The sequence below is a fragment of the Thermoflavifilum thermophilum genome (genome assembly GCF_900116565.1).
Classification (GTDB): domain Bacteria; phylum Bacteroidota; class Bacteroidia; order Chitinophagales; family Chitinophagaceae; genus Thermoflavifilum; species Thermoflavifilum thermophilum.
This window is the reverse complement of the sequence record NZ_FPCJ01000001.1, coordinates 1,347,800-1,362,631: the sequence shown is the minus strand read 5'-3', so window position 1 is coordinate 1,362,631 and position 14,832 is coordinate 1,347,800. Positions and strand designations below refer to the sequence as shown.

The following is a 14,832-nucleotide window of genomic DNA, read 5'->3' as shown; positions in this document are numbered from 1 at the left end:
AGCATGCGAATGGAATATCAAAAGGTATAGTACGCGCCAACGAGCACCCTGGCCGTGCTTTGTGTGGGAGCGCCACTGGCTTTATTAAAAATGGTTTGGTCGGCATGATCAATCCTGAATTCCGGAATCACCGTCAGCTGCCCGAGATGAATATTGCCTGACAGGGTAAACGACCAGATGTTGGCTCCGCCCGAATAGGTAACCGGATCAGCATCCGAAAAGGGAATCACGCCATCTTTATCCGTGAAATATTCCGTGCGAAGTGCCAGGCCAAAATGAGGGGTGAATGTGTAATCCAGATATAAGGCACTGCTGGTCCAATTTTGGGCTGACGTATTGGGCGCCTTGTACAAGCTGAAATATTCACACAAAACCACATTGAATTGAGGGGTTACTTGCCAGGTTAAGATGGGATCAATCTGGTTGTTGACCGTCCCGGACGAGTCTTTCCCCTCCAGATAATTCAAATACATTTTTACCGCCTGTGAGGGGGCAAACGTAACCTGGGCACCGATGTTTTTCCGGTTGTTAATCATGCCACTATATTTGTCATAAAAGCTGGTCTTGTGATCCGTAGGGTCAAACACGCCTACCATGGCCGTCCATTTTCCAAAACTCAGATCGGCCTTTAATCCGGTGTGAAAGAAAGGACCATAGGAAAAACAATAGCTCATGCTGTAGTTCACATTGCCGGTGGGATCCACCAGTTCCCAGCCCATGTGCGTAGCAAAACTGCCCATGGTGAGCATAAAATGATCGGAAAACGCATAATCGACATACAACTGCTTCACGGCAGCCACAATACCCTCATCGTTGTAGGCAAACTCCTGCTCTCTTCTGCCAAACCCCAGATCGGCCACGAATCCGGTTTTTTGATACTGCCCCTGAAATTTCACCGAGGCCATGCCCAGTTCAAATGCATTTTGCGAATTCGTGAAGCTGGTCTTGTTGTCCGTAGCATTTTGGTTGAAGTTGTACTGATAATATACATCTCCATAACCTGAAATTTGAATATGCCGTTGGGTGGAATCGGTCTGCCCAAATCCAGTCATACATAATCCGGTGGACAGTAAAACCAAAAACAAATGTTTCATAACAAAAGGTTGAAGGGTGAATAAATCAAAATTGTATTTGCAATTAAATCGGTATGATTTAAGCCACAGAAACGGCCAATTCTTCTGGTATTGCCTGATATGCAGGCTCTGCGGGTCGAGTTCCTGTCTGCCTGGCCAGGCCGTATAAATACAGATACCCTATGATGGCAGAACCAAGAGAGCCCAGCAAAATCGACAGCTTGGCAATGGCTTGGACCTCGGCTGAATGAAAAGCCAGTGAGGTGGTGAAAATCGACATCGTAAATCCGATACCACCCAGCATGCCGGCTCCTAACAACTGCGGATAGCTGGTATATGAAGGAAGCGAGGCCAGGCCCAGCCGGGTAGCAACATAAGAAGCCAGGAATATACCCAGCGGCTTGCCGACAAACAGGCCCAGCATCACGCCCATACTGATGGTGGAATGAAGAATCTCCTGACCTGAATGAGGAAAGATTACAGCCGTATTGGCCAGGGCAAAAAGCGGCAGAATCACAAAATGCACGGGCTTATGCAGGATATGTTCAACCTGCTCCAGGCGGGAAAGCGGGAGGGCAAAACCCAGTGCAACTCCCGCTATGGTGGGATGCACACCGGAATGGAATAAGCTCCACCACAAGGCAGCGCCCAGTAGAAAATAAACGCCGGCATATTTCAACCTCCACACATTACACAGAATCAATGACACGAGAAGGCCCCCACTCAGCCATAAATACTCCGCATGCATACCTGAAGCATAAAACAAGGCTATGGTAACCACCGCACCCAGATCGTCGATGATGGCCAGCGCCATGAGAAAAATCTTAAGCTGTACCGGCACCCGCTCACCCAGCAAGGAAAGTACTCCCAGGGAAAAAGCAATATCAGTTGCCATCGGAATGCCCCAGCCATGATGGTAAAAGGTATCATGGTTAAACAGGGTATAAATCAATGCCGGGAAAAGCATCCCACCAAGGGCGGCCAGTACAGGCAACAGCGAGCGCCGGATGGAAGCCAGTTCTCCCTGCAGCATTTCCCGTTTGATTTCCGCCCCCACGAAAAAGAAAAACAGGCTCATCAACACGTCGTTGATCCACCCTACCATAGTCTCCGGCAAATGGCCTGCGAAAAATTTTCCAAATGCATCACGGGTCCACCCGTTCACATAAGCCGCGCCAAGATGAGGAAGATTGGCCATGGCCAGCGAACATACAGTGCAAATAATCAGCAGCACACCGGCGGAACGACTATCTTCCAGAAAGTTTCGTAGCGGTGTAAATATGTTATGCAAATGCTTAACCATGATTTGAGATTTAAACTGTCATACCATAAAACATAAGCAGGCTTGATTAAAGCGTGACATACGGCTTTTCTCGTTCATCAGGCAATTTTGTTTCTGAATTAAAACACCGGAATCTCTACCTGGTCGCCCACATAGCCCTTAACTCCCATTTCAGGCATATCCAGGCCTTTTTCTTCCACCGCTTCACTTACCCGCAACGGCACAATCTTGTCCAGCACTTTAAAGAAGACATACATAACCCCAAATACAAACACAAAGCAGGTAACCGCGCCAATCAGTTCGGCCACGAATTGACCGGCATCGCCATAAAACAAGCCACGCACCGTGCCGGGCACTCCGTTCCACCCATCTCCATATTTTCCATCGGCAAATAAACCCAGTGCCAGCACACCCCATATTCCATTGGCTCCATGCACGGCAAAGGCGCCCACCGGATCATCAATCTTCAGCCTGCGATCTACGAAATTGGCCACTGCTACCACCAGCACGCCGGCTATAGCGCCAATAATGACGGCCGATGTGGCATTCACAAAAGCACAGGGTGCGGTAATCGCTACCAATCCGGCCAGCATGCCATTGGCCATCATGCCGGGATCGGGCTTCCCTGTTGTTTTCCAGGTGTACAACATGGCCAGGAAAGCACCGGCCGCGCTGGCCAGCATGGTATTGACGGCAATCACCGAAATCCGCAAATCGGTGCCGGCAAGAGTGGAACCCGGATTAAATCCGAACCACCCAAAAGCCAGGATAAACGTCCCGACGATGGCCATGGGAATATTGTGTCCGGGTATGGGATTGACTTTCCCGTCGCGGGTATATTTGCCCAGCCGGGGGCCAATAACCAGCGCTCCTGCCAGCGCTGCTGCTCCGCCCACCTCGTGTACGACCGAAGAACCGGCAAAATCCACATGTCCATGCCCCAGGCCTAAGTTGACACCCAGCTGCGACAGCCAGCCTCCACCCCACACCCAGTTCCCAAACAGCGGATATACAATCATGGAAATAAAAAAGCCATAAATCACAAATGGCTTAAAACGCCATCTTTCCGCCATCGCACCGGTGGGTATAGTGGCCGCAGTATCCATAAACACCATCTGGAACAAGAACAGCGTAAACACCCCCACATCATACACGCTGCTATTCAGGAAATAGCCAGCATTCCCGATCAAGCCAAAGTCTTTTCCAAACAGATGGAGGGTAATTTCATGAGTCAACCCCGCTGTACCGCCCAACGAAGCAACCGAGCCAATGCCCCCAAACATGAAAGCAAAACCACAGATCCAAAAACCCAATATACCGATTGCATAGATCATAAAATTCATAGCCATCGTATGCGCCACATTTTTGGCCTGGGTAAAGCCGGTTTCCACCATAGCAAAACCGGCCTGCATGAACATCACCAAAAAACCGGTGATCAACGTCCACACGATGTTAATGGCTATCCGATTGTGCCCTACCGCATCAGCAATCTCCTGAAAGGTAGGCTTGCCGGCTGTGGCGGCCGGCACATCACGGGCCGTACCCGTAGCAGCACCCGAAGGGTCGGGATGAGCCAGCTGAGCCCACAAAGGCATACTCATCCAGAGGAGCAGCACTAAGGTCAGGACCCATTTTTTGGCCCTTGGGTCAGAAAGTGTTTTTAGAATACGATTGACTTTTACAAACCCGCTTGTTTCAGAAGAAAAAGTACTGTTTTCCATAACGAACATTTTAAAATTTTCATTAATTATTTAATTTTAATTTTTTTAATTTGTTTGCGCATTTCAAAGATATTGAATAAAATAATAAAAAAATCAAAATATTCTGTATAAAAATTGTTTTTTGATAAAAATAAGTCTATATTTTTTTTATTAAATTAAACAATTTAAAAAATCAAATAATAAACGGTAATTACAAGCAATTATTTTAAGAAGAAACGATAAAATTAATTTTTGATAATAAAATACCCAAAAAAGTATAAATATAATTTTTTTTAAAGCAAATTTCCACAGATAGCAAATCGATTAGCCGAGGAAGCTGCTAATACACTACAGGTTTTTAATATGCCAGTAATTTGCGAAGGATGGCTTCAAAACGGGAGTTAGCGAGAAACTGTTTTTCCAGTGCAGAAGAAAAAGGCACGGGTGTGTCCAGGCTACCACAACGCATTACAGGTGCATCCAGATAAGAAAAACAATGTTCGGTGACTCGAGCTGCTATTTCAGCACCTATGCCGCCGGTAAGCGTATCTTCATGATAGATAAGCAATTTCCCGGTTTTTTTTACAGAGCGCTCTATGGTGGCCATATCCAACGGGAGCAAGCTTCGCAGATCAACAATTTCCATGTCTATTTCCGGGTGCTGCGCGGCATATTCCAAAGCCCAGTGCACCGCAGCTCCATAGGCCACTACGGTACAGGCTTCTCCTTCAGCCACCACCCGGGCTTCTCCGATAGGAATGGCATAATAACCTTCGGGCACCGGGCCGCTTACGCGGCGATACAGGGCTTTATGTTCAAAATACAGAACCGGATTGGGATCTTCAATGGCAGCAATCAGCAGACCTTTGGCATCTTCAGGTGTAGCGGGATAGACAATTTTAAGTCCGGGTACATGAAAAAACCAGGCTTCATTGCTCTGGGAATGAAAGGGGCCACCACTCAAGCCCGCACCGGTGGGCATGCGAATCACCACATTGGCATTTTGCCCCCAGCGATAGTAGATTTTGGCCAGGTTATTGACAATCTGGTGAAAGGCACAGGATACAAAATCGGCGTACTGCATTTCCACCACAGCTTTATGCCCCATCACACTTAAACCAAGAGCCACTCCTACAATGGCACTTTCACAAAGCGGGGTATTGCGCACGCGTTCTTTGCCAAATTTTTCCCACAAACCTTCCGTAACCTTAAACACACCCCCGTATTCCGCAATATCCTGGCCCATGAGAATGAGTTCGGAATGCTCTTCCATAGCCAGTTCCAGGGCTTCATGGATGGCTTCAATGAATTTTTTTTCCGAGGCCGTTCCGCCAATAGCTACCGGCATGGGCGGCTCGGGAGCATATACATCGCTTAGCTCCGTTTGTACATCCGGAGCCGGCTGATGATAGGATTGAACAAGGCGAAGCTCGTTTTCAATCTGTTGCTGAAATTCCTGACGAATGGCCTGAATATCGTCCAGACTCAGGATATTTTCCCGGATCAGATAATGGGTAAACTGTTCAACCGGATCTTTTTTCTTCCACGCTTCCATCAGTTCCGGCGGCACATAGCGTGTGCCACTGGCTTCTTCATGGCCCCGCATGCGAAAGGTGAGGCATTCAATCAGTACGGGCTTGTTTTCTGAAACACAATACCGACGTGCTTCCCGAACGGCATGGTACACCTCCAGCACATTGTTGCCATCGATGGTAAACCCCTGCATACCATAGCCTATAGCCCGGTCTGCCAGATTCCTACAACGATATTGCTCCTGTACCGGGGTAGAAATGGCGTATCCGTTGTTTTCAATTAAAAATATCACCGGCAAATCCCACACACTGGCCACATTCAGGGCTTCATGAAATTCTCCTTCGCTGGTGCCTCCTTCTCCGCTAAAGACCAGCGTGGCTTTTCCGGACCGGCTGAGTTTTTGTGCCAAAGCAATGCCATCGGCCACCGAAAGCTGCGAGCCCAGATGGGAAATCATACCGAAAATATGATGTTCCTGGCTGCCGAAATGAAATGAGCGCTCCCTTCCCTTGCTATATCCCTGCGGGAGTCCCTTCCATTGTGCAAACAACCGATGGAGCGGCATATCCCGTGCTGTAAATACACCCAGATTGCGATGCAAGGGGAGAATCCATTCATCGGCCTCCAAAGCCCGAGTAGCCCCCACCGCAATAGCCTCCTGGCCAATACCTGAAAACCATTTGCTGATCTTGTTCTGCCTCAGCAAAACCAGCATTTTCTCTTCAATCATCCGCGGCCAGAGCAAATGCCGGAATAAATGCACCAATTCATCGTCGGATAATTGCCTGCGGTCAAAATACATGTTCTGCCCTTTTCTTATGCCTCCTCTTCTGCTTGCCGGCGCTGGCTTTCAAAAAAAGAAGAAATCAGAGAAAGAATAATGCTGAACAATAAAGCCCACCAGAACCCATCAACCTGAAAGCCACTCACCAACCGGCTTGCCAGCAGAATCAAAAAAGCGTTGATGACCAGTAAAAATAAACCCAGGGAAAATACAGTGATGGGGAGTGTGAGAATAATCAATATGGGTTTGATGAATGTGTTCAAAATGGCCAGTACCACCGCTACCAGCAGAGCTGTAATGAAATCATGGATATGCACACCGGGTAACAGGTATGAAGTAATCAACACGGCTAATCCGGATACAAGAATGCGGGCTATAAATCGCACCTGATTATGATTTTGCAATAGCAAAATAAGAAAATAACCTGGTACTGTACCATCCATTTACAAACAAATCCCCGGTTTGGCTTCTCTTTTTTGTGCGTATTAAAATACGATTACTTCATAAAACACATCCGGCAACAGCCAACGCCTGGCTACATCCAGTAAATCTTCACTGGTAGCCGTTTTGAAGGTTTGGATCTGCCGGGCATAATCCTGCTCGTTTTGGTTTTTCAGTATCAGGCTGCGCCATTTTTTGATTTGCTGTACCGGTCCATCGAGCCGGCCCAACAGGCTTCCTATCAGATAGTTTTTTACCATCAGCAATTCATCTTGGGGAATGGGCTCCGCCATCAGCCGGCGGAATTCATGATATACTTCCTGTGTTGTGGCTTCGGCCACCTGGCGACCTACTTCGGCTGTCACCAGCCACGAGGCATAGTGGGCATCATTGGGATAGATGAGCGAATGAATGCCATAGGTATATCCTTTTTCTTCGCGGATATTACTCATCAGCCGGGAGCCAAAATATCCGCCCAGCACCACATTCAGCAGGCTTAGTAGATTGAAATCCTCATGTTGATATCCCGGCAGCACACGGGCAATTCGCACAGCTGCCTGCAAAGCTTCCTCATCAAGGGTGTGCTTCAATTGATGTGTGTCAGCAGGCACAGGCGGGGGAACTGTGGGCGTAGCAGGTGCATGCTGAGAAGCAGATTGACCAAAATACTGATTCAACAAATTCAACACATGATCTTCGATTTTGCCGGCCATGAAAATCTTTGCCGCAGGTAATACGTAATGTTGCTGATGAAAACTTTTCAGCATATCCCGGTGCAGGGAATCATAATCTGATTCCTGTGCAGCGCGGCCATAAGGATGGGTTTTACCAAACAAAACTTCATCTATCAGCCTGTCGGCCACTACATCGGACTTTTTCAGGTTGATGCGTAGCTGCTGTTTTTTGGTTTGCTGATACAGATGAATTTCTTCTTCCGGAAACACGGGATCTGTGAGGATTTCAAACAAAAGGGGTAGCAATGCCGTCAAATGCTTGCTAAGCATGTAAATCCCAAAGCCAGCTACCTGCGTTTCAGCATAGGCATCCAGGTAAGCACCGTAAAATTCAATGGTTTCATTGATTTCCCTGGCTGAATGTTGGGAAGTACCGCTTTTCATGAGTGCATTGGTGGCAGACGCTTCCAGCACATGCGAAGCATATATTTCACCAGCCGGAAAGACAATATCCAGGTAAATGGTTTCATAATGATCTGCCTGCAGGAAATAAACCGGCACGCCATTGTCCAGCCTGATGGATGCATAAGGTTTTAATCTTATATCAAATGAAACAGGCGAAGTAATGGAGGGGCGAAGGGTTCGGTTCACAGCAAGGGCTTCAGACATAGATGCAGGTTTTGAAAGGTTAGGGATTTGATTTTTAAGATCCGGCAACGGCATGGCTACGTTTCGATGCTGCCACATCGGTCTTATGAAGTGATTGGCTCAGATAGTGCAATACATTTGCCTTATGTGGTTGCAAAACGGTTGCCGCCACTTGTTTGACTTCTTCGGCTGTTACCATTTCAAACCTATGTATTTCTTCATTCATCCACTGCGCATTTCCCAGCCATTCAAAATAGGCCAGATTGATGGCTCTGTCCATGAGGCTGTTTTCTTCAAAAGCAAACAAGCTTTCCAGCCGGTTCTTTGCTTTTTGTAATTCCTGTTCAGGAATGCGGGTTTCCTGGATATCCCGGATAATTGCCCACACAGCATTTTCAGCCAGATCCACCGAAACATTCGGCAGTAGCTTGCCTTCAATTACCAATAAACCCGGATCTGCGCTTCCCAGAACATAGGCATGGATATGGCTGAAATATTTCTTGTCTTTTACCAGCTGCTGATGCAGCCTGGATGATTCGCCATCTCCCAGCATCTGAGCCAGCAGCTCGGTAGCATAATAAGCCGGTTCTGTACGTCCGCACATGGGGAATGCCAGATACAGGGCATCGGCAGGTACATCACGATACACTGTAAGCATGCGTTTTTCCTGTTGAGCGGGTTCCTGTGGCAATCGGCGATCATACGGCTCTCCGGGCGGAATATCGCCAAACCATTTTTCAATGAGTGGTTTTACCTCCTGATAGCGAATGCCACCGGCTACTACGAGAATGGCCTGATTGGGCCTGTAATGCCGGTAAAAAAATGCCTTCACATCCTCCAGCCGGGCCTGTTCAATATGAGAAAGCTCCTTGCCAATGGTCATCCAGCGATAGGGATGCACCTGATAAGCCAATTCCCGAATAATTTTCCAGACATCTCCGTAGGGTTTGTTCAGGTAATGTTCTTTGAATTCTTCAGAAACCACTTTGCGCTGCACATCCAGGCTTTTTTCACTGAAATTCAGCTCCAGCATGCGGTCGCTTTCCAGCCAGAGCGCTGTTTCAATGTTAACTGCAGGGAGTTTAATGAAATAATCCGTGATATCATTTGAAGTAAAGGCATTGTTTTCCCCGCCGGCCATCTGCACTTCCTGATCGTAATCTGGAATGTGCTTGGACCCACCAAACATGAGATGTTCAAACAAGTGTGCAAAGCCTGTTTTATCGGGATCTTCATCGCGGGCGCCTACGTTGTACAATACATTCACTACCGCATATGCCGTGTGGGGATCTTCGTGGACGAGTACTCTCAGGCCATTGGATAGGGTAAATCTTTCAAACTGCACCATGGGAAGCGATTGAGAATGAACTTGCAATTTAGCAAACATCGCGTTTATCGCCCAAACTGTTTGTTGGGCTCAAGATACAATTCGTGCTGCGAGAGATTGAATATCAGATTGAATTGCCGCCACACCTCATTGCCTATGGCGCCCGCAATTTCCCGCTCCGGATTTCCATCATCCACATCGGGTGAATAACTTCCCGGTACATTGCGCAGATGATATTGGCCAATGATCAGCGCAGTCAGCACACCGTTAAAATAATCAATGGTTTTCAGCATATCCTTTACCGGCCATTCTCCAGTACGCTGCAGAAAAGCCTCATCAACCCGATATTTACGGACATAGGGATAATTAAACATTACGCCATAGTTACCGCCCAAGGTTATGTGATATGTGCCTTTCAGGGTGTTGCCGTTGGCAAAAGGCAAGGATGCCTGAATCACAGGCGTATAAAAATTTAAATCCATCCGCAACACCTGGCCCTTTTTGCTATAGGGAAACGGGCCAGGCCGATAAAGCAAAAGCCGGTGATGGTCAAAATCCACCATAACCGTATAAACGGCTAATAAAGGATACCCCAAAATGCCATCCACGGGGGTCGAAGGCGTATTTAATTCTTTCAGGTCTTCGAGATAAAACGAAGGCTTTTCGAGATGCGCATCGCCCAGCTGCAATTCTGCCATATCCAATACCGGCAGATAGGTCATGCCATCAGCAAGCCCACTGATGCCTGCTTTTTTCACGGCCGTCAATTTCCAAAGAGCAGCATAACTGGCATCGAGAATATTCATTTCACAACCGCTATCAAAAATAAAATTCAGGGTGTCTTTATCATAGGGATGGATAACACCTTTGATAAAAATATGCAACCCATCGTAGCTGAAAGGCAATACACTAACAGGCCGGATGGTGTGCTGTGCTTGAGCCCATGCCGTTTGCAAGCATCCGCAAATCAGCCAACAGATGCCTGCCAAGTAATTGCGAAGGGGAAGGTTCATAAAAAGCTTTTGATGCGCAAATATTTAACGATCAATTCATGATCCCGCATGATAATAATTCGCACATGCGTGCCCGGGTTTTTCAACAGCTGAATATACTCCTGAATATTTCCACTAAAATTATTTCCAATTGCAATAATTACATCTCCCGGCCGAAAACCAGCCTTGTCGGCCGGTGAGCCGGGGATAACATTGGTAACCCGAATTTTTCCGTCCAATAAATAAAAAGATAGACCCGTATAAGAATAATCAAACGGATCATGCAGGTGCTTGTTGGGAGAAAGAAAAATTTCCTTTGCCGGGTAATTCAAGACAATATTAAACCGGCGCAGCAGTTCATTCCCAATAATGCCGCCCGCAAATGGATAATTGGTAATATTGGAAATATCGTCAAACAACAATGCGGGCACATTCCGAAAACTATAATCACCGATCCGCAATTCCTTCATCGTGGTGATCCGCATTTCCATTTTACCCAGCAGTCCCTGGGCCTCGGTGCGAAAAATCTTTTTCCTTTTGCTGCGCTTTTGAGGCAGCAGATCAAAGTCTTTCACAAACTGATTGTTCAGCAGCAGGCAAAGACCGGCTCCGGTATCGAAAAAAAAAAGCTTTTTACTTGTTGACGATTGCTGGCCAATGTTTCATGAATGATGGGAATGCCGGCAAATAAAGGTTTCAGCAAAAATCCTTTTTCCGGATAGGCAAACTGACCGGGCGTATAAATCCAGATTTTTTGCTGATCGTAATCGATGCGCACAATGTATTGACTCAAAAAACTGTATCCAATAATGCCATCAATATGGATGCCATACAGCGCGCTGATCATATCGTAATTGTTCACATGAAAATTGAGATGATCTACCCGAAGATGAGGCAACAACAAACTCATGTCATACACAAAAGGCACCGTACGCGAGCCGCCAATTCCATGAATCACTACATCACTCGGGGAAAGCGGCAAATGCAATTCTGCAGCAGTAGTAGAGTCAATGGATATACCCCCGCTTCCCGTATCCAGGATAAAATTCAGGGTGTCTTTTGCAAGCGTGGTATCATCATGGAGTGCAATGCTGGCACGCACCAGCAATACGCCATCCACAAACTGATGAAAAGGAAGAGTGGTCACCAGCCGGGCCGGAAGCACAGTATCCTGCTGCTTATATAAGCCCGCCTTACCATGAGCTGCGATGGAAAGAATAAGCGATATGAATAGAGGAAAACGGTTCATCTATGGGTAAATTACAATTTTCTGTTTATTCTCCAACAGTCCCTCGAAAAAACAAGCATTGCTTTAATTTTGTTAAAGAAAAAAGCGTCATGCATTTTCACACACTTTATGATAAGGCTTTGCGAGGTGAGTTCCTTTCTCTTGAAGAAGGGGTATTTTTATTTGAACATGCTCCTCTGGCCGAATTGATGCTGGTGGCCGATGAAATGCGCCGCCAGCGCGTGCCCCATGGCAAGGTTACCTGGCAGATCGATCGGAATGTGAACACCACCAATGTATGCGTGGCCAACTGCAAATTCTGCAATTTCTACCGGGTGCCGGGTCATCCTGAAGCCTACATCACCGATATGGACACTTACCGGCGAAAAATCCGCGAAACCATCCGCTGGGGCGGCGATCAGCTGTTACTGCAGGGGGGCCATCATCCGGAACTGGGGCTGAAATTCTATACCAGCCTGTTTCGTCAGATTAAGCAGGAATTTCCCAACATCCGGCTGCATGCCCTGGGCCCTCCCGAAGTAGCTCATATCTGCAAGCTGGAAAAAATGAGCCATCGGGAAGTGCTGATGGCCCTGCGGGAAGCCGGACTGGATTCTTTGCCGGGCGCCGGGGCCGAAATCCTGGTCGATCGCGTGCGCCGACTGATCTCCAAAGGCAAATGCAGCGCCCAGGAATGGCTCGATATCATGGCCGAAGCCCATCAGCTGCGCATTACCACATCGGCAACCATGATGTTCGGCCATGTGGAAACGATTGAAGAACGCTTTGAGCATCTGGTGAAAATCCGGGACCTTCAAGCCCGCAAACCCGCCGACGCAAAAGGATTTCTGGCCTTCATTCCCTGGACCTTTCAGGATGTGGATACCTTACTGGCCAAAATCCGCGGGGTGCACAATCTCACCACCGGGGAGGAATATGTGCGGATGATTGCCATGAGTCGCATCATGCTGCCCAACATCCCCAACATTCAGGCATCCTGGCTCACGGTGGGGAAAAAAATCGCCCAGATCTGCCTGCATGCCGGTGCCAACGATTTTGGTTCTATCATGCTGGAAGAAAATGTGGTGAGTGCTGCCGGCGCATCCCATCGATTTACGTATCGCACCATCCAGGAAGCCATTCGGGAAGCCGGGTTTGAACCCCAGCTGCGCAATCAGGAATATGAATGGCGGCAAATTCCGGAAGACATTGAAGAGCAGGTGCTAAATTGATATAGCTTTAGCTTTCTGCAGGTCTCCTTTACCTGCCCATGTACACCATCAACACCTGAATATCGCTGGGGTTGACTCCGCTGATGCGGCTGGCCTGGCCTAATGTGCGGGGTTTATATTTCATGAGCTTCTGGCGGGCTTCGGTTGACAGCGCCTGAAGTTTTTCATAGTTAAACTGTTCCGGGATAGGCACATCTTCCAACTGGCGCATTTTACGCGAGAGCTCTTTTTCTTTTTCGATATAGGCCGCATATTTCAGCTGAATCTCGGTTTGCTCTATTGCCTCTTGGGTGTACGTTTTTGCTTTCTGCTGCAATTCCGGAATCCATGCCATCAGTTGGCGAACAGAAATTTCCGGCCGGAGCAGCAATTTCGCTGCCCGTTGTTTCTCCTTAAGCAAGGGAGCCCCCATAGCTTCCAGGTGCGTGTTCACCTGTTCCGGAGAAATGGGAAATTCTTCGAGAATAGCGGTAAATTGCTTGATTTGGTGCAGTTTGTTTTCCACTCTTTCCATCCGTTCCTGCGAAGCAAGCCCTATGCGGTGAGCAAGCGGCGTAAGCCGTAGGTCGGCATTATCCTGCCTGAGCAGGGTGCGAAATTCTGCCCGGGAAGTGAACATCCGGTAAGGCTCAATGGTGCCCTTGTGCACCAGGTCGTCGATCAGCACCCCGATATAAGCTTCGTCGCGACGCAAGATCAGCGGCTCTTCTCCCCGCACCTTCCGATGGGCATTGATGCCAGCCATCAAGCCCTGACAGGCGGCTTCTTCATAACCTGTGGTGCCATTGATTTGACCGGCAAAAAACAAATTTTCAATCAACCGTGTTTCCAGCGACAGATACAGCTGCGTGGGCGGAAAGAAGTCATATTCAATCGCATATCCCGGGCGGAACATTTTGCAATGCTCGAAACCGGGGATTTTTTGCAACGCTTTGTATTGCACCTCTTCCGGAAGAGAGGTGGAAAAACCATTTACATACACTTCGATGGTATGCCAGCCTTCGGGTTCTACAAAGATCTGGTGGCGTTCCTTATCGGCGAAACGGTTGATTTTGTCTTCGATACTGGGGCAATAGCGTGGTCCCACGCCCTGGATGCGGCCCTGAAACATAGGCGAACGGTCGAAGCCGGTTTTCAGGATTTCATGTACTTCGCGGTTGGTGTAGGTAATCCAGCAGCTTTTCTGCTGAGCAGGCTTCGGAGTATCCAAAAAAGAGAATCCGGTAATTTCTTCATCGCCTTTTTGTTCTTCCATGCGGCTATAGTCGAGCGTTCGCCCATCCACCCGGGGAGGAGTGCCTGTTTTGAGCCGGCCACTTTCAAAGCCCAATTCCACCAGCTGTTCTGTGATACCGGTAGCTGCCCGTTCCGCTACCCTTCCACCGCCAAAATGTTTTTCTCCGATATGGATCACGCCGTTGAGGAAGGTACCATTGGTCAGCACTACAGCATCCGCTTCAATGCGATGCCCCAGCTGGGTAACTACGCCAAAGCACCTGCCGTCGCGCACCAGCAGGCCTTTCACCATATCCTGATAAAAATCGATTCGCGGAGTTTGCTCTAATCGAAGTCGCCAGGTCCAGGAAAACTGCATACGATCGTTCTGCGCCCGGGGGCTCCACATGGCAGGGCCTTTGGAGCGGTTCAACATGCGAAACTGAATGGTTGTCAGATCGGTCACAATGCCCGAATACCCACCCATAGCATCAATTTCCCGAATGATTTGCCCTTTGGCCACTCCCCCCATGGCCGGATTGCAACTCATCTGGGCCATGTTTTGCATATTCATGGTGATCAGCAGCACGGAAGACCCCAGATTGGCGGCTGCAGCAGCTGCTTCACATCCGGCATGACCGGCCCCTACCACAATCACGTTGTATTTCGGGAACATAGATTTAATATTTGACCCGCAAAATTA

General features: G+C 48.1%; 12 protein-coding genes. 1 reads left to right on the top strand and 11 read right to left on the bottom strand.

Going from position 1 to position 14,832, the window contains the following annotated elements:
• Nucleotides 1-17: 17 nt before the first annotated feature.
• The 10 genes from BM367_RS05865 to BM367_RS05820 all read right to left on the bottom strand — a co-directional run bounded on the left by BM367_RS05865 (nucleotide 18) and on the right by BM367_RS05820 (nucleotide 11,703).
• A complete protein-coding gene (locus BM367_RS05865) occupies nucleotides 18-1,094 on the bottom strand; it encodes an outer membrane beta-barrel protein (RefSeq protein ID WP_092458880.1) in 1,077 nt (358 codons plus the stop codon).
• A 58-nt stretch (nucleotides 1,095-1,152) separates the two neighbouring features.
• Nucleotides 1,153-2,376: a Na+/H+ antiporter NhaA gene (nhaA, locus tag BM367_RS05860; protein ID WP_092458878.1), complete on the bottom strand. Its 1,224-nt coding sequence runs from the start codon at nucleotides 2,374-2,376 to the stop codon at nucleotides 1,153-1,155.
• Between the two features lie 98 nt (nucleotides 2,377-2,474).
• Nucleotides 2,475-4,076: an ammonium transporter gene (locus BM367_RS05855; RefSeq protein ID WP_222842574.1), complete on the bottom strand. Its 1,602-nt coding sequence runs from the start codon at nucleotides 4,074-4,076 to the stop codon at nucleotides 2,475-2,477.
• A gap of 337 nt (nucleotides 4,077-4,413) precedes the next feature.
• Nucleotides 4,414-6,390, bottom strand: a complete 1,977-nt coding sequence (locus BM367_RS05850; protein ID WP_092458877.1) for an alpha-ketoacid dehydrogenase subunit alpha/beta — start codon at nucleotides 6,388-6,390, stop codon at nucleotides 4,414-4,416.
• A gap of 14 nt (nucleotides 6,391-6,404) precedes the next feature.
• Entirely contained in the window at nucleotides 6,405-6,758 is a 354-nt protein-coding gene (locus BM367_RS05845; RefSeq protein ID WP_222842573.1) for a phage holin family protein, read from the bottom strand.
• Nucleotides 6,759-6,857: 99 nt separating this feature from the next.
• On the bottom strand, nucleotides 6,858-8,156 hold the full coding sequence (locus tag BM367_RS05840; protein WP_177224122.1) for a M16 family metallopeptidase: 1,299 nt from the start codon (nucleotides 8,154-8,156) through the stop codon (nucleotides 6,858-6,860).
• Between the two features lie 34 nt (nucleotides 8,157-8,190).
• On the bottom strand, nucleotides 8,191-9,483 hold the full coding sequence (locus BM367_RS05835) for a M16 family metallopeptidase (RefSeq protein WP_092458871.1): 1,293 nt from the start codon (nucleotides 9,481-9,483) through the stop codon (nucleotides 8,191-8,193).
• Between the two features lie 44 nt (nucleotides 9,484-9,527).
• Entirely contained in the window at nucleotides 9,528-10,475 is a 948-nt protein-coding gene (locus BM367_RS05830; RefSeq protein ID WP_092458869.1) for a retropepsin-like aspartic protease, read from the bottom strand.
• Nucleotides 10,472-11,029: a PDZ domain-containing protein gene (locus BM367_RS05825; protein ID WP_092458867.1), complete on the bottom strand. Its 558-nt coding sequence runs from the start codon at nucleotides 11,027-11,029 to the stop codon at nucleotides 10,472-10,474. The genes BM367_RS05830 and BM367_RS05825 overlap by 4 nt, the downstream gene beginning before the upstream one ends.
• Before the next feature lie 11 nt (nucleotides 11,030-11,040).
• The gene (locus BM367_RS05820) at nucleotides 11,041-11,703 is read right to left on the bottom strand and encodes a retropepsin-like aspartic protease (RefSeq protein ID WP_092458865.1); all 663 of its coding nucleotides are present in this window, start codon (nucleotides 11,701-11,703) and stop codon (nucleotides 11,041-11,043) included.
• An 89-nt stretch (nucleotides 11,704-11,792) separates the two neighbouring features.
• On the opposite strand from BM367_RS05820, the gene mqnC reads away from it, so the two are divergent.
• A complete protein-coding gene (gene mqnC, locus BM367_RS05815) occupies nucleotides 11,793-12,914 on the top strand; it encodes a cyclic dehypoxanthinyl futalosine synthase (protein WP_092458863.1) in 1,122 nt (373 codons plus the stop codon).
• Between the two features lie 28 nt (nucleotides 12,915-12,942).
• Here mqnC and mnmG read toward each other — a convergent pair whose 3' ends face one another.
• Nucleotides 12,943-14,805, bottom strand: coding sequence for a tRNA uridine-5-carboxymethylaminomethyl(34) synthesis enzyme MnmG (gene mnmG, locus BM367_RS05810; protein ID WP_092458861.1), 1,863 nt, complete (start codon nucleotides 14,803-14,805; stop codon nucleotides 12,943-12,945).
• Between the last annotated feature and the right edge of the window lie 27 nt (nucleotides 14,806-14,832).

Bases quoted from the DNA above. Each gene is read 5' to 3' on its own strand.
- BM367_RS05850 (WP_092458877.1), bottom strand. From the start codon at position 6,390: ATGTATTTTGACCGCAGGCAATTATCCGACGATGAATTGGTGCATTTA.
- mnmG (WP_092458861.1), bottom strand. From the start codon at position 14,805: ATGTTCCCGAAATACAACGTGATTGTGGTAGGGGCCGGTCATGCCGGA.
- BM367_RS05855 (WP_222842574.1), bottom strand. From the start codon at position 4,076: ATGGAAAACAGTACTTTTTCTTCTGAAACAAGCGGGTTTGTAAAAGTC.
- BM367_RS05840 (WP_177224122.1), bottom strand. From the start codon at position 8,156: ATGTCTGAAGCCCTTGCTGTGAACCGAACCCTTCGCCCCTCCATTACT.
- BM367_RS05830 (WP_092458869.1), bottom strand. From the start codon at position 10,475: ATGAACCTTCCCCTTCGCAATTACTTGGCAGGCATCTGTTGGCTGATT.
- BM367_RS05820 (WP_092458865.1), bottom strand. From the start codon at position 11,703: ATGAACCGTTTTCCTCTATTCATATCGCTTATTCTTTCCATCGCAGCT.
- nhaA (WP_092458878.1), bottom strand. From the start codon at position 2,376: ATGGTTAAGCATTTGCATAACATATTTACACCGCTACGAAACTTTCTG.
- mqnC (WP_092458863.1), top strand. From the start codon at position 11,793: ATGCATTTTCACACACTTTATGATAAGGCTTTGCGAGGTGAGTTCCTT.
- BM367_RS05865 (WP_092458880.1), bottom strand. From the start codon at position 1,094: ATGAAACATTTGTTTTTGGTTTTACTGTCCACCGGATTATGTATGACT.
- BM367_RS05835 (WP_092458871.1), bottom strand. From the start codon at position 9,483: ATGGTGCAGTTTGAAAGATTTACCCTATCCAATGGCCTGAGAGTACTC.